14 protein-coding genes and 4 pseudogenes are annotated in these 23,330 nt (G+C 61.5%); 14 read left to right on the top strand and 4 right to left on the bottom strand.

Annotated elements, in window-relative coordinates:
* Positions 1 to 5: 5 nt before the first annotated feature.
* Entirely contained in the window at positions 6 to 158 is a 153-nt protein-coding gene (locus A2G06_06495; protein ANA40023.1) for a hypothetical protein, read from the bottom strand.
* A gap of 1,120 nt (positions 159 to 1,278) precedes the next feature.
* On the opposite strand from A2G06_06495, the gene A2G06_06500 reads away from it, so the two are divergent.
* The 8 genes and pseudogenes from A2G06_06500 to A2G06_06535 all read left to right on the top strand — a co-directional run bounded on the left by A2G06_06500 (position 1,279) and on the right by A2G06_06535 (position 13,159).
* Positions 1,279 to 2,697: a hypothetical protein gene (locus A2G06_06500; protein ANA40024.1), complete on the top strand. Its 1,419-nt coding sequence runs from the start codon at positions 1,279 to 1,281 to the stop codon at positions 2,695 to 2,697.
* 121 nt (positions 2,698 to 2,818) lie between these two features.
* Positions 2,819 to 4,276, top strand: coding sequence for a peptidase S8 (locus tag A2G06_06505; GenBank protein ID ANA40025.1), 1,458 nt, complete (start codon positions 2,819 to 2,821; stop codon positions 4,274 to 4,276).
* A 14-nt stretch (positions 4,277 to 4,290) separates the two neighbouring features.
* On the top strand, positions 4,291 to 5,256 hold the full coding sequence (locus A2G06_06510; protein ID ANA41614.1) for a peptidylprolyl isomerase: 966 nt from the start codon (positions 4,291 to 4,293) through the stop codon (positions 5,254 to 5,256).
* A gap of 54 nt (positions 5,257 to 5,310) precedes the next feature.
* Positions 5,311 to 10,653 (top strand): annotated as a pseudogene (locus tag A2G06_06515) (hypothetical protein).
* Between the two features lie 476 nt (positions 10,654 to 11,129).
* A pseudogene (locus tag A2G06_06520) lies at positions 11,130 to 11,782 on the top strand (glycerol acyltransferase).
* Positions 11,766 to 12,215, top strand: a complete 450-nt coding sequence (locus tag A2G06_06525) for a ribonuclease HI (GenBank protein ID ANA40026.1) — start codon at positions 11,766 to 11,768, stop codon at positions 12,213 to 12,215. Before A2G06_06520 ends, A2G06_06525 begins: the two are co-directional and overlap by 17 nt.
* 16 nt (positions 12,216 to 12,231) lie before the next feature.
* Complete coding sequence (locus A2G06_06530) at positions 12,232 to 12,537, top strand: HNH endonuclease (protein ANA40027.1); 306 nt, start codon at positions 12,232 to 12,234, stop codon at positions 12,535 to 12,537.
* Positions 12,527 to 13,159 (top strand): HAD family hydrolase, encoded by a 633-nt coding sequence (locus A2G06_06535; protein ID ANA40028.1) that lies wholly within the window; start codon positions 12,527 to 12,529, stop codon positions 13,157 to 13,159. Before A2G06_06530 ends, A2G06_06535 begins: the two co-directional genes overlap by 11 nt.
* Before the next feature lie 28 nt (positions 13,160 to 13,187).
* Here A2G06_06535 and A2G06_06540 read toward each other — a convergent pair whose 3' ends face one another.
* The 3 genes and pseudogenes from A2G06_06540 to A2G06_06550 form a co-directional block, all read right to left on the bottom strand.
* Positions 13,188 to 14,147, bottom strand: a complete 960-nt coding sequence (locus A2G06_06540) for an ATP-dependent 6-phosphofructokinase (GenBank protein ANA40029.1) — start codon at positions 14,145 to 14,147, stop codon at positions 13,188 to 13,190.
* A pseudogene (locus tag A2G06_06545) lies at positions 14,144 to 15,465 on the bottom strand (AAA family ATPase). The gene A2G06_06540 and the pseudogene A2G06_06545 overlap by 4 nt, the downstream one beginning before the upstream one ends.
* Before the next feature lie 37 nt (positions 15,466 to 15,502).
* Complete coding sequence (locus A2G06_06550) at positions 15,503 to 18,016, bottom strand: glycogen phosphorylase (protein ANA40030.1); 2,514 nt, start codon at positions 18,014 to 18,016, stop codon at positions 15,503 to 15,505.
* Positions 18,017 to 18,154: 138 nt separating this feature from the next.
* Here A2G06_06550 and A2G06_06555 point away from each other — a divergent pair, with 138 nt between their 5' ends.
* From A2G06_06555 to A2G06_06580, 6 genes and pseudogenes are all read left to right on the top strand, one after another.
* Positions 18,155 to 19,009 (top strand): NAD(+) kinase, encoded by an 855-nt coding sequence (locus A2G06_06555; GenBank protein ID ANA40031.1) that lies wholly within the window; start codon positions 18,155 to 18,157, stop codon positions 19,007 to 19,009.
* Positions 19,009 to 20,683: pseudogene (locus A2G06_06560) on the top strand (DNA repair protein RecN). Before A2G06_06555 ends, A2G06_06560 begins: the two are co-directional and overlap by 1 nt.
* A 67-nt stretch (positions 20,684 to 20,750) precedes the next feature.
* Positions 20,751 to 21,080: a hypothetical protein gene (locus A2G06_06565; protein ID ANA40032.1), complete on the top strand. Its 330-nt coding sequence runs from the start codon at positions 20,751 to 20,753 to the stop codon at positions 21,078 to 21,080.
* On the top strand, positions 21,070 to 21,924 hold the full coding sequence (locus A2G06_06570; GenBank protein ID ANA41615.1) for an HD family phosphohydrolase: 855 nt from the start codon (positions 21,070 to 21,072) through the stop codon (positions 21,922 to 21,924). Before A2G06_06565 ends, A2G06_06570 begins: the two co-directional genes overlap by 11 nt.
* Positions 21,914 to 22,834 carry a diguanylate cyclase response regulator gene (locus A2G06_06575; protein ANA40033.1) on the top strand — a complete coding sequence of 307 codons (921 nt, stop codon included), beginning with the start codon at positions 21,914 to 21,916 and terminating at the stop codon, positions 22,832 to 22,834. The genes A2G06_06570 and A2G06_06575 overlap by 11 nt, the downstream gene beginning before the upstream one ends.
* Before the next feature lie 45 nt (positions 22,835 to 22,879).
* The gene (locus A2G06_06580; GenBank protein ID ANA40034.1) at positions 22,880 to 23,329 is read left to right on the top strand and encodes an acetyltransferase; all 450 of its coding nucleotides are present in this window, start codon (positions 22,880 to 22,882) and stop codon (positions 23,327 to 23,329) included.
* Position 23,330 lies beyond the last annotated feature (1 nt).

A 23,330-nucleotide genomic window follows, 5' to 3' on the forward strand; every position in this document is an offset into this window, starting at 1 on the left:
CCCCCTTACGCAACCTTCTTGTTGAGCAGAACAATCCCTTCCAGTTCCTGAATCCAGATTGCCCCGCAGGTAGTGCACTCCAGCAGGTTGTCGGCATAGCCGTCCGAATGCATATCAATGGTGATTCCCGTGCGATCGTTGCAGATTGGGCATTTCATGGCTCATTTCTCCTTTACCGTGCGTCCTTTTTCTTAACTATAGAAGAGTTCAGTCGGGCAAACAAGGGTAAAGATGAACGTAAAACCCGCTAAAACAATAGTTTACGCTCACTGGAGGTCCCAAGCCGTACACCGTCATTATACGGCCTCGCTCAAGAGGTATGAGGCATGGATATGGAGGATATCTGTATTTAGCCGAAATTATTAACTATTCGAGGGTAAAACAGAAGTATGTATCCGGGGCCGGCAGTTGACCCGGTTTCCGCGTTGGGACCCGTTGTTGTTATGAAAAAAATATCTAGTGCGGTTTTCAAACTGAAGTTAGGAAAATAGCGCACATGGTGCGGGCTCACCCTGGCGCGATCCGTTGCACTGCCCCGTGTGTCTTCCAGCACATCAAGAATTTCGGCGCGGCGCTTGCAATTTTGAGAGGTCATTAACGTTGGTGGCCGGTTGTATTATTGATATATAAATATGTTAATTAATTGCAACACTTTGTATTTCCGGTGTTTCATGTGCAAGCGGTAATGGATTTGCTCGAAATGCCACCTTCGGATAGATAGTCATTTCACGGGTGCGACCGTTAATTGACGTAAAATTGACTAGTGTGATTCGGTGTGGCTGCTGATGATTGTGATGCGTCGCATGCTAGATATAATGAAAATAGCATTGTAGTGGCGACCGGCATACGAGAATGTCAAATTATTGTTCACGGATAAACCGTATTTTGTGTTGCTAATTTGTTGCTGAACGTTAAAATGCCCCCTTAAAAGTGTGTTGACAAATAACTCTGAATAGATACAGTACACTGTTGTGTGCGTTGCTTAATGTGTGCGGTTTTTAATATTGAGAGTGTGTACACCCCCGGGACACGCCAAGGCACCATTCGGGACCATTAAGGCCCGAGCATCGCCGGACGGAGAGGCGCGCGGGGCTGGCGGGCGATATGCATCCGCGCTGCTGCCGTTGTCCGATGCAGCCTTTTTTAAATTGCATTGTAATTAGTCTGAGTGAGGGGTTATGACGTATCGAAAGGAGGTGGCACGAAGGAAAGAATAAGTCATTCGCTTTGATTGTAATGTTTCATCATGGAGTCTTCACAAGAAAGGAGCAGAAAGGAATGAAAAAAAAGGTACTGATGAGCGTATCGCTCGCAGCCGTTGTTTTGACCGGCGCAATGGTGGGTGCAGCAGTTCCGCCCCCGCCGGCAAACCAGTTCCTGGGGATTTACGATACGAAATTTCCCAACTTGACCAAAGCCGACTGCCTTGAGTGCCACGTCAGTGACACGGTGCTCGTTCAGCAGCACCACGCCCTGATCAATACGGTCACGCCGCCGGCAAGCTGCATCAATACTTCCGGCACGGTTCCTCCGACCCTTGCCACCGGCTGCCACGTCATGGTTTCCGATGGTTCGGGCGGTTTCACCTTCCAGGATTTCAGAAACTGCTTCAACTGTCATACCCAGTCCCCGCACCACACCTCTGCCGCTGCCGTTGCCAAGGACTGCAAGTTCTGCCACGGCAACTTCATCGACAATCCGCTTGACGGCCACTACATCCCGACCTACGGCGCAAGCTCTGTCACTCCGTTGCCGGACGGCAGGACCGTACCCGCTCCGGATGGCGGCACTGCTATCGTCCAGGGCTGCGAGGCGTGCCACCAGGCCGCACCCAACGCCATCGATCCGAAGACCAATACGGTCCGCCCGATCTTCAGCAACCAGGATACGCACCACGGCACCGGCATCACGGACTGCAACCTCTGCCACAATACGTCCTCCAACGTACCGATCCGCCAGTGCGAGGTCTGCCACGGCGTGAACTCGCTCCACAACATCCAGAAGGACAGCCCCAACGCCGCCAACCTCGGTACGGTCAAGCCGGGCCTGGAAGACCGTGGCTGGGGCCACATCGGGAATAACTGGGACTGCCAGGGATGTCACTGGTCCTGGTTCGGTAACTCGTCCCCGTTCACCGACGCCACCGTGCCCGCCATTAACGGCCAGAGCAGCTACACGGTTACCGCTGGCAAAGAAGCCGTCCTGACCATTGTTGGCTCCAGCTTCGTTAACGTCGGACCCGACGGCGTCACCACCTACCAGCCCACCGTCACGCTTGTCAGTGGCAGCACGAACCTTACGCTCACTCCCTTCTCGGTCACCGAAAGCGAGGTAAAGGTGTCCGTTCCTGCCCTGGTGGAAGGTGTCTACGAGCTCCGCATTGCCAAGGCAAACAAGGTCAGCAATCTTGCCAAGCTGACCGTCACGCCGGCGCGGATCATTGCCTCCGCAACCCTTGCGGCAGGCAAGACCCTTACCATTACCGGCACCGGTTTCGGACCGGCACCGAGCACCGAGTATGATGCCGGTATCGGAGTGTACGCCGGAACTACCGAGGCCTCCATCATCTCCTGGAGCGACACCAAGGTAGTTGCCACCAGCCCGGACTTTGCGACCAACGGCTACGTAACCGTGAAAACCATTAACGGTGCGCTCTCCGGCAAAATCCTGGCGGCTCCGAAGAAAGTCAAGCGGTAATACCTTTTTGACCAACGGGGCAGGGGATTCGTTCCCCTGCCCCCCATTTTCTCCCCAGACACAGCTTATATGCATTCGCGATGCGATTTGTCATCGTCGAACGTGAAGGGATACGTGTGCCATGAGGTATCTGCTCGCCGTTACGGCCCTTTTTGCCCTGCTGCTTCCCCAGGATGGCGCTTTTGCCGCTGACAGGAAGGTCATTATAGGGTTTCGCTCTGCAGTGGGGAAAAAAGACGTTCGCCACAAAGAGAAAGTCTATCGCCACGGTGGCCGCGTCAAAAGGACGCACTCTGCGGTAAACGCCATATCGGCAACCCTGTCCGAGGAAGAGATCGAACGCCTGAAAAAAGATCCCGACGTTGCCTACGTGGAGTCGGACTTCGTGTTTTCTTCCATCGAACCGGTCGTGGTTGCATCCGGGGAGTACGCTGCAACGTGGGGTGTGCAGCACATCGGCGCCGACCAGGTTGCGGAGGCCGGGATCACCGGCGCGCGGGTCCGGGTGGCAGTGCTCGATACGGGCATTGATTACACGCATCCCGAACTGAGGGACAACTACAAAGGCGGGTACAATTTTGTAGCTGACAACAACGATCCCATGGACGACGCATACTCTCTCAGCCATGGCACCCACGTGGCCGGGATCATCGCCGCCCGCAACAACGGCACCGGTGTGGTCGGCGTCGCCCCCGCAGCGGAGCTCTATGCCGTCAAGGTGCTTGACGGCGGCCTGGGCGGGAAACTGAGCGACATCATCGCCGGCATCGAGTGGGCCATCGAGAACCGGATGCAGGTCGTCAACATGAGTTTCGGCAACATGGAGTTCTCCCAGGCGCTCAAGGATGCCTGCGATCTGGCCTATCGATCGGGAATCGTGCTGGTGGCTTCGGCCGGCAACTTCTCGCCGGGAGTCGTACTCTATCCTGCCGCCTTCGATTCGGTCGTGGCCGTCTCCGCCACCTACCAGGACGACACGCTTGGAACGTTTTCCAGTTACGGCCCCCAGGTCGAATTGGCCGCGCCGGGGCACAATATCTATTCCACGGCGATCGGCGGCGGCTACCGCACCAATTTCGGCACATCGCAGGCCGCACCCCATGTCACCGGTGCGGCGGCGCTTCTCATCTCGGCCGGTATCACCGACACCAACGGCAACCGCTCCGTTGCCGACGAGGTCAGGCAACGGCTTGCGGCAGCCGCCCGGGACCTGGGTGAACCGGGCAGGGACATCTACTATGGTTACGGCCTCGTTGACGTAGCCAAGGCCGTTCTTTACCCGCCGAGCATCGAGACGGTGGTCACCACGCCGCGGGGGAAACGGTGTGCATCGGTTACAACCCTTGATCTCACGAACTCGACCTATCGGCTGGACATTACGGGGGCGACGCTGCAGGCGCTTGAAGTCCGCGTTGGAAGCGCCGACGGTCCTCTTGTGAACTTCATCCGCTTTCGGCGTGGGACGGAAGGGGCGGCATCGTTCAGCTATACGGCATCCGGCACTGTCAGGCTGGTGCTGATCCCCCACGGAAAACCGGGAACATCGGCGCGGGTGACGGCCGTTCCGGAGCAACTGTGAGTCGGGCGGGCACCATGAAGACGGTGCGCAATCTCATCATTGCCGTCCTGTGCGCACTGGGAAGTGTTCCGTCCGCGCCCGGCGCCGGAATTGCCGCCGCTCCCGTTGACAGAGCCGCTGCGGCCGTTGTGAACGGCACCGTCATCTTCCAGGACGAACTCGACCAGTTCGTCGAATTTTCCCTGAGCCACCGCAGGGGAGCCGGGCGCAAGGTTACCGACGAACAGAAGAAGAGAGTCGAACGCCAGGAGCTCGATAAGCTTATCGCCATGGAGTTGCTGGCCCAGGCGGGTGAAAAGCTGAATCCTGCCGATCTGTCCCAAAAGATTCAGGCCCGCCGGCAAGCCATCGGCTCGAGCGTGCCACGGGACGGGAGCGTGGCGGAGCCACCCGAGAACAGACTTGACAACACCGCTCGCCGCGACGTTCTTGTGGACGCCTACCTGGCCTCGCGCGGCATCGATGCGATCAAGGTTCCCGAAGCCGATCTCAGGGCCTATTACGAAAAGAACAAGGCCGGTTTTAAAAAGCCCGAGACGATCGTTGTCCGGCATATCCTGGTGAAGGTCGACAAAGGAGCCTCTCCGGAGACTCAGGCGCAGGCCCGGAAAAAGATCGAAGGCATTCGCGACCGGATTGGCGCCGGCGCCGATTTTGCCGTTCTTGCCAGCGAGGGCTCCGACTGCGCCAGCGCCGCCACGGGCGGAGACCTGGGAGAAATCCAGCGTGGCTTCATGCCGAGTGAGTTCGACCAGGTCGCCTTTTCCCTCAAACCGGGTGAGACGAGCGGTATCGTCAAGACGCGCCACGGGTTTCACATCATCAGGGTGATGGAACGGCATCCCGAAACGGTCAGGACCTTCGAAGAGATGCGGGATTTCATCGAGCAGTATCTGGCAAAGGATTACCAGCGCAGGAAGGTTGAAGAAATCGTTGAAGAACTGAAGCGCGCGGCAACGATAGATATTCGTATTCAATGACGTTATGACGCAGCCTTTCCAGTCGGGAACTGCAAGTACGAGGAGCGTGTGGAAATGAAGAATCTAGCAAGTGTGTGCAGGTCGGTCGTGGCGGCTGTGCTGGTAGGGCTCGGCATTGCCTCCGGCGCCGTGGAGGCCGCCGACTGGACTCTGTCCAGCAAGAATTCAACGGTGAATTTCGAAGATGCCTCCACCTATGGGGTATACGGCTGGACGATCGACGGCAAGCAGATAGTGAGCCAGTTGGGCTTCTACTGCCGTGTCGGGACCTCCGGGCCCGAGTATCCGCTGATATCCAATGACGTTGACGCCGAAGGCATGTTCACCGTCGCGCGCCCGGCGAACCAGGCGGACCCTGCGGCGCTTGCCCTTGTCTATACCGCCCTGGACGGCACCTATTCCGTTGAAGTCGCCTACCGCCTTACGGGCGGCGCGACGGGCACCAAAAGATCCACCCTGAAACGGGCCGTCACGATCAACAACCACCGCGGCTCTCCTCTCGACTTCCATTTCTATGCCTACTCCGATTACGACCTGAGCCTTCCCTTCAGCAACGACAACGTGGCCATCGTGGGGAAAAGGGCCTTCCAGTCCGGCTTCACGAGTTCCAGCGACAAGAACGGCAACGGCTACAGCGTGGTTCAGTCGTCAACCCTTCCGCCCAGCAGATACGGCGTCGACATGACTCAGTTCATCGGCCTCCTCGCCAATGGCTCCACTCCTTACAATCTCGATAATTTCGGCGGCCCGTACACCAATACCAATGCGGACGTTCAGTTCGCGCTCCAGTGGGACTTGGCGATCCCCGCGAACGGCTCCGTCTCCTTCGAGATTGCCGACGAGGCGTACCCCTCGAAGCCCCTGTTCCTTGCCAAGACCCATCCCGGCCAGTGCGCGGCATACGCTCAGCCGCTCACCTACACCTATACCTACGACAACACGGCCAATACCATCGATCTGCACAACCTTCTGATTTCAGACAAGCTACCCGCCGGCATTGACTTTGTCTCCGCAACCAACGGGGGAGAGTACAAGGCGGACACGCGGGAGATTGTCTGGAGTTTGCCCCTGCTTGCCAAAGGCGCCGGGCAGCAGACGTTCCAGGCAACGGTCCTGTACAATTCGCCCCGTGACATCGCGGCAAACACGGCCAACAACCTGACCATGGGATTGAGCGATGAAACCTATCCCCGCCATGTGCAGGATACGATCGCGCTCTGCAACCATCCGCCGCAGATTTCCTCAGTGCCCGCAACCGTTGCGTCCGCGTCCGCCCTTTACACGTACCAGGTGCGCGCCTCCGACGCCGATGCCGGCACGGTACTGACCTACTCCTTTGACGCCGCGCCGTCGGGCATGTCAATCAGCTCGGCCGGCCTTGTCCAGTGGACCCCCACGAACAGCCAGACCGGAACTTTCCCGGTAACCGTGCGGGTGAGCGACGGTCAGCTCGTCGCTACCCAGAGCTTCTCGATCGCCGTGGCTCCGGCCAACAGGCCGCCGGTCATTGCATCGAGTCCCGTGACAGCCGCCGTTGTGGGGCAGCTCTACTCCTACACCGTCTCCGCCACGGACCCGGACGGGGACACGCTCTACTACAGCATCAGCGCGCCCACGGGCAAAACGCTTCCCACCGGCATGGCAATGGGCATGACCACCGGCACCCTCACCTGGACACCCTCAAGCTCGACACCGGCCAACTGGGATGTCATCGTGGCGGTGACTGATACGAAGTTCAACAGGACAACCCAGAGCTTCACCATTACGGTCACTGACGGCAAGGTCAACCAAGCTCCGGTGATCGCTTCCTCGCCGGTGACGAGCGCCACGGAAGGAGCCCTGTACAGTTATCAAGTGGTGGCGAGCGATCCCAACGGCGACTCCCTCACCTATGCACTCACCACTGCGCCCTCGGGCATGTCGATTGCCGCGAACGGCACCATCTCCTGGACTCCTCTCGCATCCCAGGCCGGCGCACATACGGTTGTCGTAACGGTAAGCGACGGGGCGCTCTCCGCCACCCAGACCTTTACGGTAACGGTAACGAAGCTCAATCGTGCGCCGAGCATCACGTCAACTGCCGTCACCTCGGTAAGCGAGGGGGCCGCGTACGGATACGCCGTCTCTGCCAGCGACCCGGACGGTGACGCTCTTACCTACAGTCTGACAGCATCCCCCCCGGGCATGACGATCTCGCCGGCCGGGCTCATCTCTTGGAATCCTGGTTATACCGATGCCGGCAGCTATACTGTGACGGTAAAGGTGAGCGATCCGGCTGGCCTCTTTGCCACTCAGACCTACACGCTGCTGGTGACCGACACGAACAGGGCTCCGGTGGTAACAATGCCGGCTGACCAGTCTACCCCCGAGGGGACGGCGGTCAATCTCCAGATCCAGGCGTCCGATGCGGACAACAACACCCTTGCCTACAGTGCCACGGGACTTCCTCCGGGGCTTAGCATCAATTCATCTTCCGGAGTCATCACCGGCACCCTGGGTTACACGGCTGCCGGCATCTACTCTGTAAGAGTTATGGTTGGTGATGGGATAACCAGCAGCAGCGTGAGTTTTTCCTGGACCGTGACCGACGTGAACCGTGCGCCGGGTGTCATCGATCCGGCGAACCGCACGAATGTTGAAGGGACGGTCGTCAACCTTACCGTCGCCGCCACCGACCCTGATGGTGACGCTCTTACCTACAGCGCCACGGGCCTGCCTGCGGGCCTTGCCATCAACGCTTCTACCGGTGCCATTACCGGAACCATTGACTACAGCGCCGCCGCCGGCAGCCCCTACACCGTCACCGTCACCGCCACTGACCCCTCCAACGCCAACGGCCACCAAGAGCGTGAGCATCATCGTCAACACCAAGCAGACCCCGAGCATCAGTTGGGCGACGCCTGGTGCCATCACCTACGGGACAGCCCTGGGCGGCACCCAGCTCAACGCCACGGCGAGCGTGCCCGGCACCTTCGTGTACACCCCTGCCGCCGGCACTGTCCTCAACGCCGGGACCCGGACCCTGTCGGTGGTTTTCACCCCGAGCGACCCGAACGCATACACCAGCGCCAGCGCCACCGTCAGCCTGACGGTTGACAAGGCCGTTGCCTCCGTATCCCTCACCGGCCTGAGCGCCACCTACGACGGCACGCCAAAGGTCGTTGCCGCCAGCACGACCCCGCCGGGCCTCGGCATCAACCTCACCTATGCCGGGGGCAGCGGCGCGCCGACAGCCGCCGGGAGCTACCCCGTCGTCGCCACGGTCACCGATGCCAACTACAGCGGCAGCGCCACGGGAACACTCGCAATCGCCCGTGCCGTTCCCGCCATCAACTGGGCCGAGCCGGCAGCGGTCTATGCGGGTACGACCCTCGGGTCGAGCCAGCTCAACGCCACTGCCGACGTAGCAGGCAGCTTCAGCTACAATCCCGCAGCCGGCACCGTTCTCTCCACCGCGGGCCCGGTCACCCTGACGGCCACCTTCACGCCCGCCGATGCCGTCAACTACACCACGGCCACCAAGAGCGTGAGCATCATCGTCAACACCAAGCAGCCCCAGCAGCTCCAGCCGTTATAAAGCCTGCGGACCAGACCAGCGACAAGGACGTAATGGTCAACCTCCAGATCCAGGCGATCGACGCAGATGGCGATGCCCTCACCTACAGTGCCACTGGGCTGCCGACAGGTCTCAGCATCAACAGTGCTACAGGTCTCATCAGCGGCATCCCCACCACTGCGGGAACCTACACGATAACCGTTTCCGTGACCGATGGAACGGCTACGACCAGAACGACCTTTACCTGGATGGTCATCATACCGCCGACTGCTCCGGTGGTAACCAAGCCCGCCGATCAGGCCAGTCCCGAGAATGGCAGCGTCAGCCTCCAAATCCAGGCCATCGATGTCAACGGAGACAGCCTCACCTACAGTGCCGCCGGCCTGCCGCCGGGCCTCACCATGAACAGCAAAACCGGCCTGATCAGCGGTAACATACCTTACTGCAGCGCCGGTACCTACCCTGTGACCATAATGGCCAAGGACCCGGGTAACCTCAGCGGCAGTACCATGTTCTCATGGGTGGTAACCAAAACCAACGTCGCGCCGATAGTGACCAAGCCTGCCAACCAGAGCAGTACCCTGAACAATGGCGTGAGTCTGCAGATCCAGGCCACTGACCTGAATTGCGGCGACAACCTCATTTACAGTGCCTCGGAGCTTCCCTCCGGCCTTGCCATCAACTCCGGTTCGGGTCTCATCAGTGGCACCGCCACCGTCGCCGGGACGTACAATGTCGTTGTCACTGTGGGAGACGGCATGACGACGTCAAGTACAACATTCAGTTGGACCGTGAATGGTCAGGTCGCCAACGATCCGCCGGTGATCATCTCCTCCCCGATCCTGATCGCGGAAAAGGAGAAGGCGTACCGCTACGACGTCAACGCCGTTGATCCCAATAACGACGCACTGACCTACCGGCTCGTCCAGCGTCCCTCGCGCATGACCATCAATTCCTCCACGGGTCTTATTTCGTGGACGCCCGAAGATTCCGGCAGCTACGCGGTAACGGTAGAGGTGGCGGATGCAAAGGGGTTGAAGGCGACCCAGAGCTATACGCTCCGGGTCGTAAACAGCAACAGCGCTCCAACGGTTACGAATCCCGGCAATCAGACGTCATGGGAAGAGAAACCGGTTACTCTCCGGATCAAGGCCAGCGACAGTAACGGCGACAGGATTTTCTACAGTGCCACGGGCCTTCCTCCCGGTATCGGCATTGATGAATCCACCGGGCTCATCAGCGGCACCATCGCTGCCGGAGCCGCGGTCGGCAGCCCCTATTCGGTCTCGGTAACCGTTACCGACACCCTGAAGAGCAACCGTACCAGCTTCAACTGGACGGTGCGGGCAGCGGGGAGCAATACCCCGCCGGCCGTGAGCAACCCCGGCGCGCAAACAGGCGCCGAAAATACCGCCGTCAGACTGCAGATCAGCGCAGCCGATGCGGATGGCGATCTTCTGAGCTTCAGCGCCACGGGGCTGCCGGCCGGGCTCGGCATCAACGCGGGCACCGGTCTCATCAGCGGCACCATCGCTGTCGGTGCCGCAGCAACTGGCCCCTACACCGTAACCGTGACCGCCAGCGACGGGATAGCCTCGACCAGCGCTGTCTTTGCCTGGACAGTGGCCCCTGCGGTCGTCAACCAGCCGCCGGTCATCACTTCTGTCCCGGCAGCGGCGGCGGTTCGGGGCAAGACCTACCGGTACGACGTGAACGCAACGGACCCCAACGGCGATACCGTTACCTACAAACTGGTGACGCGCCCCTCGGGAATGAGCATCAGTTCTTCGACCGGACTCATCCAGTGGACACCAAAGGATACGGGTACCTATCCGGTCAAGGTCGAAGTGTCCGATGCCAAGGGACTGAGGGCGTACCAGTCCTTCACCGTGACCGTGTATCGCAGGATTTCCGATGTCCCCGCTGGGGCGGTCACCGGCTTCAGTGCCCAATCGCTGACGGACGTCTTTGACGCAAACGGCGGCGGGGTGGTGAACCCCGGCAATGCAAGGCGGATGCTCAAGGAGGGGGGAGCCGACTCCCTCATCCCGGATAGTAACGGCAACGGCAGGATTGATGGCCACGACATCCGGACATATCTGGGCGAGATGCGCTGATGGTGCCGGCCGTGACTGACGGTTCGTCCTGATCCGGACCCTTCGTGGAGAGATGACAAGAAGAGGGGGGCATGACATGCCTCCCTCGTTCTTTTTCGGCACGGCATCGAATCCGGCGCTCCCGTGACGGGCAGCATTACCGTTGCCGTTATTTCCGGAACCATGCTATAAGATAACAACATCTGCACAGAGAGGCTCATTTGAAGGTATCGTTTCTTCGTCGGTTCTGGGTGACGTTTTCCGCATTTGTCGTCGGCAGCTACGCATCGCTCATCAACAGGTTCCGCGTCAAGGGGGCGGAGCATATACCCCCGAACGGCGGCGTCCTCATCGCATCCAACCATATCTCGGCTTACGAGACCATCTTTCTCCCCTGGGCGATTCTGCGCTCCCATCCCTTCCGGATGGTCTGGCTCCCGCCAAGGAGGAGCTCTTTGCCAAGCCTTTTCAGCGTTTTCTGTACAGCTCCTGGGGTGCCTTCCCGGTCAAGCGGGGCAGGGACGTCCGCGCCGGCAAGGCCATCAACGATCTGCTCCGGACCGAGAAGGTGATGCTCTTTCCTGAGGGGACCCGCCACAAGGACGGCGTGCTCGGCAAGGGGAACCGCGGGGTCGGCAAGATCATCTACGACACCCGGGTCGCCGTCGTCCCCACGGCCCTCATCGGGCTTAACCGTTGGAAGTTCCCCGGCATGGGGCAGGAGGGCATGGTGGTGTTCGGCGCCACCCTGAACCTGGACGATCTCTTTGCCCGGGAGGATTGCAAGGAAACCCACCAGTTGATCGTGGACCGGGTGATGGATGCCATTGCCGAACTACTCAAGGGGGAGGGTGCCTATGTCGGCAGAAGTTGAGATATTCTGCGACGGCGCCTGCAGCGGCAATCCCGGAGTGGGGGGATACGGTGCGATCCTGCGGTACGGCAGCGCGGAAAAGGAACTTTCGGGCGCCGACGGCGACACGACCAACAACCGGATGGAGCTTACCGCGGCCATCAAGGCGCTGGAGGCCCTCAGCCGTCCCTGCGCCGTGACGATCACCACCGATTCCCAGTACCTGGTGAAGGGAATGACCGAATGGCTTTCCGGCTGGGTGCGGCGGGGGTGGGTGAACAGCAGGAAGGAGCCGGTCCTGAACCGCGATCTCTGGGAGCGGCTCATGGAGCTGACCGGGAAGCATCAGGTCCGGTGGGTCTGGGTACGGGGCCACAACGGGCACCTGGAGAACGAGCGATGCGATGCCTTGGCTCGCCGTGCCATCGATGCATACCGGAACGGACGCCGGTAGCCTGTGACAGGTAGCTATGACCTATTTCGTGGTGGAAATGACGGAGCAGGAGATCCGGCGGGAGAAGGACAAGGCCCGTGAGCTGCGCAGGAGCCGCTGGTGGCAGACGGTGATCAGCCGGCGTACGTGCCACTGGTGCGGGGGGGATTTCCCGCCCGAAGAGTTGACCATGGACCACGTGGTTCCCATCGTGCGCGGCGGCAAGAGCAGCAGGGGAAACGTGGTGCCCGCCTGCAAGGAATGCAACAACCGGAAGAAATACCTCCTCCCCCTGGAGTGGGAAGAGTATCTCGAAAAGGCGAGGAGCGGCGGTGAGCAGTAACGGCGGGGCCATCAAGGCGGTAATCTACGATTGCGACGGGGTGATGTTCGACTCCTTCGAGGCGAACCTCGCGTTCTACCAGCGGATCATGGAGATGATGGGCCGCCCCCCGCTCAGCAGGGACAACGGGGAGCAGATGCGCATTCTCCACACCTACGCCAATCGGGAGGTGCTGTCCCATCTTTTCCCGTCACCCGGCGACTGGGAGGAAGCGGTCCGGTGTGCCGGCGCCATCGACTACCGGGAACTGGTCCCGCTCATGATCATGGAGGAGGGATTTCGCGAGACCCTCGACACCCTGAAGGGGAGGGTGGGGCTCGGCGTCTGCACCAACCGGTCGACCTCCATGGACTTGGTGCTCCGGTCGTTCAGCCTCGACTCCTATTTCAGCATCGTCATGACCGCGTCGCGGGTGGCGAACCCGAAACCCCACCCGGAACCCCTGCTGAAGGTGCTGGAACACTTCGGCATCGATCCGCGGGAGGCTCTGTTCGTGGGTGATTCCGAGGTGGACCGGCTGTCGGCCAAAGCTGCAGGCGTCCCCTTCGTGGCCTACAAGGCCCCGCTCCCCGCTGCCTACCGGATGGAGCACCATCGCGAGATTATGGATTTCCTCGGTTGACCGGCGCCGCACGGCGCCGGCCCCCTCCTCACACGCCCAGCACTTCGGCCAGCCGCAGCACCTCGTCCTGGGGACGCTTTTCGCCCTTGATGACGTCCTCCAGGGGGGTGGCGAGGACCGCGTTGCAGGAGAGCCCCACCATCACTCCCCAGGTTCCCGCCACAAGCAGTTCCACCGATTTCTTGCCGAAGCGGCTCGCCAGCAACCGGTCGAAAACCGTCGGTGCGCCGCCCCGCTGGTAGTGCCCCAGCACTGTCGCCCGCGTCTCGAAGCCAATGGCGTCCTTGATGCTGTCGGCGATTTCTCTGCCATGGCCGGCCCCCTCAGCCAGGATGATGATGGCGTTGTCGCGCCCCTCCTCGTAGCGTGCCCGCAACTGCTGGCAGATCTCGGCCAGATCGTATTCCCGTTCGGGGACCAGGGCGTATTCGGCCCCGGTGGCGATGGCGGAGATGCTGGCCAGGTAGCCCGAGTTGCGCCCCATGACCTCGATGACGAAGGCCCGCGCATGGGAACTGGCCGTGTCCTTGATGCAGTCAACGGCGTAGATGATGTTGTTGAGGGCCGTATCGACCCCCAGGGACATATCGGTGAACGGGATGTCGTTGTCGATGCTGGCGGGAATGCCCACCACCGGCACTCCCAGGCCGTGAAGGGCCAGGGCGCCGGTGAGCGATCCGTCGCCTCCCATTACCACCATCCCCTCGACGCCGAGGGCTTTCAGGTTGTTCAGGGCCGTGCGCTGGCCTGCCGGCGTCTTGAACTCGGGGGACCGGGCCGACTGGAGAAAGGTGCCCCCCCGGTGGAGGATGCCCGAGACCGCCTTGGTGTCCAGGGGGATGGCATCTCCTTTCATGAGTCCCAGATAGCCCTTGCGGAAACCGACCACTTCGATGTTCATGCGGATTGCCGTGCGCACCGCGGCCCGGATGGCGGCGTTCATGCCCGGGCAGTCGCCGCCGCTGGTGAGTATGCCGATCTTTTTCATTCCCTGTCGTTCTCCTTCACGGTACGGATGTAGTCCATGCGTTCTTTTATGGTCTTCTCATAGCCGTGCCCCTGCGGGGCATAGAATCGTTTCCCCTCAAGCCGTTCCGGTAGATAGTCCTGGGCGGCGTAGCCCCCTTCATGGTCATGGGCGTATTTGTACCCCTTGTGGTAGCCAGGTCCTTCATGAGCCGTGTGGGCGCATTACGGATGTGAAGCGGCACGGGCAGGGCGCCGCTTTTCCGGACTTCAGCCAGGGCCGCGTCGATGCCGACGTAGGAGGCGTTGGACTTGGGCGCGGTGGCCAGGTAGGTGACGGCCTGGGCCATGATGATCCGTCCCTCGGGCATGCCCACGAGCTGGAACCCCTGGAGTGCTGCAACGGCCACCTGGAGCGCCCGGGGGTCGGCGTTGCCGATGTCCTCGCTGGCCAGGATCACCATCCGGCGCAGGATGAAGATCGGGTCCTCGCCGGCCTCGATCATGCGGGCGAGCCAGTAGAGGGCGCCGTCCGGGTCGCTGCCGCGCATGGACTTGATAAAGGCCGAGATCACGTTGTAGTGCTCTTCGCCCCCCTTGTCGTAGAGCAGCGGCTTTTTCTGAATCGCCTCGCGGACGGCTTCCAGGTCGATCCGGCCGTTTTTCGCCAGCCGGGCTGCCGTTTCAAGGGTGTTCAGGGCGACCCTGCCGTCGCCGCCCGACTGCTCTGCCATGAGGGCGAGGGCATCGTCGTCCGCGGCAAGGCCGCTCGTGCCGAGGCCGCGTTCCGGATCGGCCAGGGCGCTCCGCAGGATCTGCCCCACTTCTTCCTGTGAAAGCGGATTGAGCACGAGCACCTTGCAGCGGGAGAGGAGCGGCGCCACCACCTCGAAGGAGGGGTTTTCGGTGGTGGCGCCGATGATGGTGAAGGTCCCCCGTTCCACGTAGGGGAGGAATGCGTCCTGCTGGCTCTTGTTGAACCGGTGGATCTCGTCCACGAAGAGAATGGTGTTACGGCCCCGGTACTTCTTTTCCTCCTCCGCCTCCTTTACGATCTCGCGGATCTCCTTGATCCCCGAAAGAATGGCGGAAAAGAAGATGAAGTGCGATTTCGTGGCATTGGCGATGACCCGGGCAAGGGTTGTTTTGCCCGAGCCCGGAGGGCCCCAGAAGATGAGAGACGTGAGGGTATCCGACTCGATCAGCCGGCGCAGGAGTTTCCCCACGCCCAGCAGGTGGTCCTGCCCCACGTACTCGTCCAGGGTGCGGGGACGCATCCGTTCGGCAAGGGGAGCGTCCTTCAGGGTTTCGGCGGCAGCGGAGGCATCAAAGAGGTCCATGTCGCGCTCGTGTCCGATTGTCCGCTGGCCGCCGTCCCTACGCCGGGCCGTCATGCTTGCGGAACTCGAGGACTGGCCGGACTTCCACCGGCTCTACACCCCAAATGTCGCGGGCGTACTCGGCTATGGTCCGGTCGCTGGAAAACTTGCCCATGCCGGCACAGTTGAGGATCGCCCTGCGGGCCCACTCGTCCGGGTCCAGGTAGAGCCGGCTCACCTCTTCCTGGCAGGCCACGTAGGAGGCGTAATCGGCCAGGAGCATGTAGTTGTCGCCCTGGTTGAGAAGGACGTCGACGATGGGGCGGAAAAGGTCCGGCGTGGCCGGCGAGAAGAATCCTTCGGCAATCTGGTCCAGCACCTGTTTAAGCTCGGGGATCCGGTGATAGTAGTCCCTCGGGTCGTAGCCCCGCCGGTGCAGCTCATCCACTTCACCGGCGGTCATGCCGAAGATGAAGATGTTTTCGCGCCCCACTTCCTCCATGATCTCGATGTTTGCCCCGTCCAGGGTGCCGATGGTGAGCGCCCCGTTCAGGGCGAACTTCATGTTGCCGGTGCCCGACGCCTCGGTGCCGGCAGTGGAGATCTGCTCCGAGAGATCCGCGGCAGGGAATATCTTCTCCGCCAGGGATACGCTGTAGTTGGCCAGGAACACCACCTTGAGGCGGTCTCCCACGTCCGGGTCGTTGTTGACCACGTCGCCGACCGCATTGATCAGCCGGATGATGAGCTTGGCCAGGGCGTAGGCCGGTGCCGCCTTGCCGCTGAAAATGACGGTGCGGGGAACGAAGTCTCCCGTCGGGTCGGCCTTGATCCGGTTGTAGTGCGTGATGACGTGGAGCACGTTCAGCAACTGCCGCTTGTATTCGTGGATCCGTTTCACCTGGCAGTCGAAGAGGGAGTCCGCATTCACCCGGATGCAGTTGTGCCGGAAGATGTAGTCGGCCAGCCGCTTTTTGTTCTCCTGCTTCACCCGCTGCCAAGCATGGACGAACTCCCGGTCCTCCGCCAGTTCCGCCAGTGTGTGCAACTGGTCCAGATCGGTGATCCAGCCGTCGCCGATGGCGCGGCTGATCAGTCCCGCCTGGTCGGGGTTGGCGCTCTTCAGCCAGCGGCGCTGGGTGATGCCGTTGGTCTTGTTGTTGAACCGCTCGGGCCACATCTCGAAAAAGTCGGTAAATACCTTTTCCTTGAGGATGTCGGTGTGGAGCGCTGCCACGCCGTTCACCGAGTGGCTGCCGACTATGGCCAGGTGCGCCATGCGGATCTTGCGCTCCCAGTGCTCTTCCACCAGGGACATCCGCTCCAACCGGCCCGTGTCGCCCGGGAAGCGCAGGCGGACCTGGGCCAGGAACCGGTCGTTGATCTCGTAGATGATCTGGAGGTGGCGGGGGAGAATCTGCTCCAGAAACCAGACCGGCCACTTTTCCAGGGCCTCGGGCAGGATGGTGTGGTTGGTGTAGGCAAAGGTCCGGGTGGTGATGTCCCACGCGGTATCCCAGTCGAGGCGTTCCCAGTCCATGAGCAGCCGCATCATCTCTGGAATGGCCAGGGAAGGATGGGTGTCGTTCAACTGGATGGCCACCTTGTCGGGAATGAGGCGCAGATCGCTGTGATTCTTGCGGAAGCGGTAGATCACGTCCTGGATGGTGGCCGAGGCGAGAAAATACTCCTGCTTGAAACGGAGCTCCTTGCCCTCGGGGATGTGATCGGCCGGATAGAGTACCTTGGATATGTTTTCGGAGAGCATCTTCTTTTCAACGGCCCGGATGTAGTTCCCTTCGTTGAAGAAGGTCAGGTCGAAGTCCCGCGAGGACTTGGCCGTCCACAGCCGCATGGTGTTCACGGAGTTGGTGCCGAAGCCGGGGATCGGCGTGTCGTAGGCCATGGCCATGACATCTTCGGTGTCGATCCAGGCGAAAATGGTGTTCCCCTCCGCATCCTTGCGTTCCACGACCCGGCCGTAGAACTTGACCGGGTGGAGGTGCTCCTGCCGGTCAAGCTCCCAGGGGTTGCGGTAGCGGAGCCAGTTGTCCGGATATTCCACCTGGGCACCATCCACGATATTCTGGCGGAAGATGCCGTACTCGTAGCGGATGCCGTAGCCGTAGCCCGGAATCCCCATAGTGGCCATGGAGTCGAGGAAGCAGGCGGCGAGCCGGCCCAGGCCGCCGTTGCCGAGCCCCGCGTCCTGTTCCTGGTCGATGAGGACATCCAGGTCGAAGCCGAGGGAGTTCATGGCGTCGCGGAAATCGTCCAGCAGCCCCAGGTTCACGAGGCTGTTTTCCAGGGTCCGCCCCATGAGGAATTCCATGGAAAGATAGTAGACCCGCTTGGGGTCCTGATTGTAGTAAGCCTGCTGGGTGTCGAGCCATCGCTCCACCATCCGGTCGCGGACCGCATAGGCCAGGGCGTTGAAGATGTCATGCCGTGTTGCCGAGTATTTGTCCTTGCCGAGGGTGTACTCCAGGTGTTCCAGAAAGGACTTGATGATGAGCATCAGGGTGTCGAGTTCGGCGGACTGTTCGGGCGGGGGAAGCTTCTCGTTCATCATGGGGGCACCTTTCTATAGGGAAAACAACCAGATATCACGGGCAGGCCCAGGCGCTAAACAACCGAATTTCCATTGGACATGCCATCTGATCTGTGTTAGTAAAACTCAAGTTTATACCATATCCGGAAGGCCGCACGAATGAAAAAAATCGCCATCTTCGCCAAGGTCCACGATCCCCGCTGTCAGGGGGTGGCGAGCGAGCTGATCGCCTGGCTGGAGGCACGGGGTCTGATCCCGCTGGTGGAGGCCCATCTGGCGCGTCATCTGGGGGGACGGCAGGGCATCGTTCCCGAGGATATCCCCGTCCTGGCCGACATGGCGGTGGTCCTGGGCGGCGACGGCACCCTCATCTCCGCGGCGCGGCTCATCGGGTCCCGCCAGATTCCCATCCTCGGCGTCAACCTGGGCAGTCTCGGCTTTCTGACCGAGATTACCCTGGACGAACTCTATCCGGTACTGGAATCCTGCCTTTCGGGCGATTTCCAGGTGACCGAGCGGATGATGCTCGCCGTGTCCGTGGAGCGCAGCGGCGAGGAAATCTGTTCCCACCGGGTCCTGAACGATGTGGTCATCAACAAGGGAGCCCTTGCCCGGATCATCGACATGGAGACGGAGGTGAGCGGCATCCGGCTCACCACCTACAAGGCCGACGGCCTCATCATCTCCACTCCCACGGGCTCCACCGGCTACAGCCTTTCGGCCAACGGGCCCATCGTTCATCCGTCACTGGAGTGCATCACCATCACTCCCATCTGTCCCCACACCCTCACCAACCGTCCCATTGTGCTCGAGTCGAGTTCTGGGGTGACCGTCAGGCTCCGCTCCAAGGACGAGGACGTCTACCTGACGCTGGACGGGCAGGTGGGGATGGAGCTGAAGTGCGGCGACGCGGTGCACGTGCGCCGGGCGGCCCACAGGACCCGGCTCGTCATGTCCCGCAGCCGCAACTACTTCGAGGTGCTCCGGACCAAGCTCAAGTGGGGGGAGCGGTAGTGCTGACCGATCTCTCCATCAGGAACCTGGCCATCATCGATTCCCTTCACGTATCCTTCGACCGGGGGCTCACCGTTCTCACGGGCGAGACCGGCGCGGGCAAATCGATCATCATCGATGCCGTGAACCTCATCATGGGGGGGCGCGCCTCGGCTGAGCTGGTCCGGACCGGCGAGGAAGAGGCCACGGTGGAAGCCCTCTTTTCCCTGCCTGTCGATGGGCCCCTCGGGCAGCGGTTGGCGGAGATGGGGCTCGACTGCAACGGCGAGCTGCTGGTGAAGCGGGTCGTGTCCCGGTCGGGACGCAACCGGGTCTTCATTGGCGGCGGCCTCTCCACCCTGGCGATGCTGTCGGAGATCTCCCGCGAGCTCGTCAATATTTACGGCCAGCACGAGTCCCAGACCCTGCTGCGTCCCGAGAACCATCTGAGGCTGCTGGACGGTTTCGCCGGCCTCGATTCCCTGCGGGCCGGCTATGCGGCCATCTTCGACCGGTACCGGGAGACCGAGGCCCGGCTCAGGGAACTGGACGAGGGTGAGCGGGAGGCTGCCCGGCGCCTGGACCTCTTGAGCTTCCAGGTGGAGGAGATCCGCACCGCGGCCCTGGCGCCGGGCGAGGAGGAGGCCCTGGCCGGGGAGCGGGAATTGCTCGTCAATGCCGAGCGGCTCAGCCGGGGGAGCGAAGAGGCCTATGAGGCCCTGTACGGCGACGAGTCCTCGGTTCTGCACCTGCTCGCCCGCGTGAAGGGGAGGGTTGCCGAAATATCCGGCGTTGATGCCTCGCTGGCCCCGTTGCTGGACGTTGTGGAGTCGGCGGCGGCCCACCTGGAGGATGCGGCCCTGACCTGCGGGGCTACGGCGCGCGCATCGAAGCCGACCCGGCCCGGCTGGACGCGGTGGACGAGCGGCTCGATCTGATCCGGCGCCTGAAGAAGAAGTACGCGCCCACCGTGGAAGAGATCATTGCCTATGGCGAGGAAGCGGCCCGGGAGATGGGTCTGCTCCTCAACCGCGACCGGACCCGCAACGATCTCGACCGGGAACTGGAAACCCTGGCCGGCCGGGTGAGGGAAGCGGGGCACGGGCTCTCGGCAAAGCGGCACGAGGCGGCAAAGCGGCTCAAGGCCGCCATGGAGCGGGAGATCCACCAGCTCGCCATGAGGCACGCCCTGTTCGACGTGGCATTGGATGAACTGCCCGAGCCCCGCCAGACGGGGCTCGACAGCGTAAGCTTCCTGTTTTCCCCGAATCCAGGGGAAGAACCGAAGCCCCTGGCGCGGATTGCCTCCGGTGGGGAGCTTTCGCGGCTCATGCTGGCCCTCAAGCAGGTCCACCCCGAGAGCGACGTGCCGACCCTCATCTTCGACGAGGTGGATACCGGCATCGGCGGCGCCACATCGGCCTGGTGGGGGAGAAGCTCAAGCGGGTGAGCCGTGCCCAGCAGGTCCTCTGCATTACCCATCTCCCCCAGGTTGCCGCCTTTGCCGATCGGCACTACAAGGTGGAAAAGCGGGTTGAAGGCGGACGGACCGCCACGGCGGTCACCCCCCTTGAAGGGGAGGGCCGGGTGGCGGAAATGGCGCGGATGCTCGGTGGGGTGACCATCACCGGCACCACCCTCGACCATGCCCGGGAGATGATCGATGGCGCCCGCAGAGCCGCTGCCGGGAGCTGATACTCGCGCCGGCGCCGTTATCTGGTACACTTGTGCGGATGTGTAATTTTCATGAGGAGCGAGGCAGATGCAGACCATTCCCATAGCCCTCGCCGCGCCGGACATGGTTCTGGCCCGGGAGGTGAAGCGGGCCGACAATCCACAGGGCCCACCGATCTGCGGCAAGGGAACCGTTATTACAGCGGCCCTGTTGGAGCGGCTGCGCAATCTGGGGGTGAAGACCCTCACCGTTGAGGGCAGGCCGGTTGAGCTCGAAGGGGAAAAGACCCTGGACGACATGCTGGCCGATCTGGACCGGCGTTTCAGCAAAGTGGAGGGGAATCCGCTCATGCAGCGGCTCAAGGAGTTGTTCCGGGCGGGCATCGTCCGCTCCGTGGAGGGTGGCGGTGAACGATAAGCGGACCGAGATTTTCGAGATTATCCGTGACACGAGCACGCTCCCGACGCTGCCCGGCATCGTGACCCGGCTCCAGGCCCTATCGGAAAACCGCAAGTCAACCATCCAGGAAATGGCGCAACTCGTCTCCTCTGACCAGATCCTGTCGGCACGGGTGCTGCGCCTGGTGAACTCCCCCTCCTACGGGTTCTACCGGGTTTCCACCATCTCCAACGCCTTGATCCTCCTGGGCGTGAACGTCATCAAGAGCCTGGCGCTCAGCTCCTCCATCTTCGAAATCATGGAAAAGACCATCGTGGGGCTTTGGGAGCACTCCCTCGGAGCCGGCGTGGCTGCGAACATCATCGCCCGCCGCCTGAAGCTCCCCGAGGTGGAGGAAATCTCCACGGCAGCGCTTCTGCACGACATCGGCAAGGTGATCATCAAGGAGAAGTGCCCCGAGGACTATGCCCGCGTCGCCATGCTCATGGAGAGGAAGGGGCTGGCCATGCTGGACGCGGAGCGGGAGCTGCTGGGAACCGATCACGCGGAGGTGGGGGAGTGGCTCGTGCGGAGCTGGTACCTGCCGGACAAGCTGAGTGAGCCCGTGGCCTGTCACCACGACGTGGCCCGCTCGTCGACCCACCAGGTGAAGACCGCCGTGGTCCATCTGGCCGATGTGCTCGTGAAAGCCAGCGGCTTCGGTTTCAGCGGCGACGAGTATGTCCCCCAGATCCAGCCCGAGGCGTGGCAGAGGCTGGGCATGACCGAGAACGACCTGGCCGTCATCGTGGAAGAGTTGGAGGACAGGCTGATCGAAACGAAAAACTTCAGTCTGGAGATACAGGCCGTCGATGAGATCTGATCTGAGAATAGCCATCGTTGCCAATGAAAAGCGGGGGGACGGCAATATCGAGCTCCGCCTCCAGAGCAAGGGGTATCAGGTGGTGACCCTGACGACCCCCTCCAGCGTTATGGGGTTCATCTACTCGGATCCCCCCGACGTGATCCTCATGGATCTCTCCTCGCCCGACGAGGCGTTCCTGGGCATTATCAGGAGCCTCAAGGACGACTTTTTCTTCAGCACCATTCCGGTCATCGGCATGATGCCGGAGCCGGCGGCCGAGTTTTTCGACTGGGAAGAGTATCCCCTGGATGATTTCGTCACCTTCCCCCTCAACTTCCGGGAGCTTTTCACCCGCATCGTTCTGTCGCTGCGGCGGCTGCGGCGGGTTTTCGACAACAATCCCCTCACCAGGCTGCCGGGCAACACCTCCATTCAGCGCGCCATCGAGCAGACGGTGGGCAAGCCCATGGCGGTCTGCTATGTGGACATCAACCACTTCAAGCAGTATAACGATGTCTACGGCTTCACCCACGGCGACGAGGTCCTGAGGATGCTCGGCCGCATCGTGTCCAACGCCGTGAAGGACGCGGGCGACGGGTTCGCGGGGCACATCGGCGGGGACGACTTCGTCTTCATCGTCCCCTTCGACCAGGCCGAGGCGGTTGCCGGGCGGATCATCGCCAACTTTACGGCCGTGGTTTCGGAGCTCTTCAACGAGGAGGAAAAGCGCAACGGCTTCTTCCTGGCCCACGACCGCAAGGGGAACGAGGAGAAGGTCCCCCTCATGGGGGTCGCCATTGCCGTCGTTCCCACGGACTCTCCCAAAATCGGCCACTACGCCAAGGTGGCCGAGGTGGCGGCAGAGCTCAAGACCCTTGCCAAGCAATCCCACAAGAGCTGCTTTGTCGTTGACCGACGCAAGTTCTGATCCGTTTTTCCATCTTCATTCCATCACGCAAGGAGATACCGCGCCATGCTCCGCAAGGCCCAGATTGCCGACGTCAAGGACATACAGAAGCTTCTCACCCACTTCGCCAGCCGGGGCGATATGCTCTCCCGCTCACTGTCGGAGCTGTATGAGGCGATCCGCGATTTTTACGTCTGGGAGGAACACGGGGTGGTGCTCGGCGCCGCGGCCCTCCATATCATGTGGGAAGACCTGGCGGAGATCCGGTCCGTGGCCGTGTCCGAGGATGCGGGGCGCAAGGGGATCGGTACCATGCTCGTGCAGGCCTGTATCGACGAGGCCAGGCAATTGGGGCTCAAGCGCGTATTCTGCCTCACCTACAAGCCCGATTTCTTCGGCAAGTTCGGTATGAGGATCGTGGACAAATCGGAGTTGCCCCACAAGGTCTGGACCGACTGCATCAAGTGCGTCAAGTTCCCCGACTGCGATGAAATCGCGATGATTCTCGATCTCTGAG

Origin of the sequence: Geobacter anodireducens, from assembly GCA_001628815.1 — a bacterium.
Classification (GTDB): Bacteria; Desulfobacterota; Desulfuromonadia; order Geobacterales; family Geobacteraceae; genus Geobacter; species Geobacter anodireducens.

Bases quoted from the DNA above. Each gene is read 5' to 3' on its own strand.
- A2G06_06495 (ANA40023.1), bottom strand. From the start codon at position 158: ATGAAATGCCCAATCTGCAACGATCGCACGGGAATCACCATTGATATG.
- A2G06_06500 (ANA40024.1), top strand. From the start codon at position 1,279: ATGAAAAAAAAGGTACTGATGAGCGTATCGCTCGCAGCCGTTGTTTTG.
- A2G06_06505 (ANA40025.1), top strand. From the start codon at position 2,819: ATGAGGTATCTGCTCGCCGTTACGGCCCTTTTTGCCCTGCTGCTTCCC.
- A2G06_06510 (ANA41614.1), top strand. From the start codon at position 4,291: ATGAAGACGGTGCGCAATCTCATCATTGCCGTCCTGTGCGCACTGGGA.
- A2G06_06525 (ANA40026.1), top strand. From the start codon at position 11,766: ATGTCGGCAGAAGTTGAGATATTCTGCGACGGCGCCTGCAGCGGCAAT.
- A2G06_06530 (ANA40027.1), top strand. From the start codon at position 12,232: ATGACCTATTTCGTGGTGGAAATGACGGAGCAGGAGATCCGGCGGGAG.
- A2G06_06540 (ANA40029.1), bottom strand. From the start codon at position 14,147: ATGAAAAAGATCGGCATACTCACCAGCGGCGGCGACTGCCCGGGCATG.
- A2G06_06550 (ANA40030.1), bottom strand. From the start codon at position 18,016: ATGATGAACGAGAAGCTTCCCCCGCCCGAACAGTCCGCCGAACTCGAC.
- A2G06_06555 (ANA40031.1), top strand. From the start codon at position 18,155: ATGAAAAAAATCGCCATCTTCGCCAAGGTCCACGATCCCCGCTGTCAG.
- A2G06_06565 (ANA40032.1), top strand. From the start codon at position 20,751: ATGCAGACCATTCCCATAGCCCTCGCCGCGCCGGACATGGTTCTGGCC.
- A2G06_06575 (ANA40033.1), top strand. From the start codon at position 21,914: ATGAGATCTGATCTGAGAATAGCCATCGTTGCCAATGAAAAGCGGGGG.
- A2G06_06580 (ANA40034.1), top strand. From the start codon at position 22,880: ATGCTCCGCAAGGCCCAGATTGCCGACGTCAAGGACATACAGAAGCTT.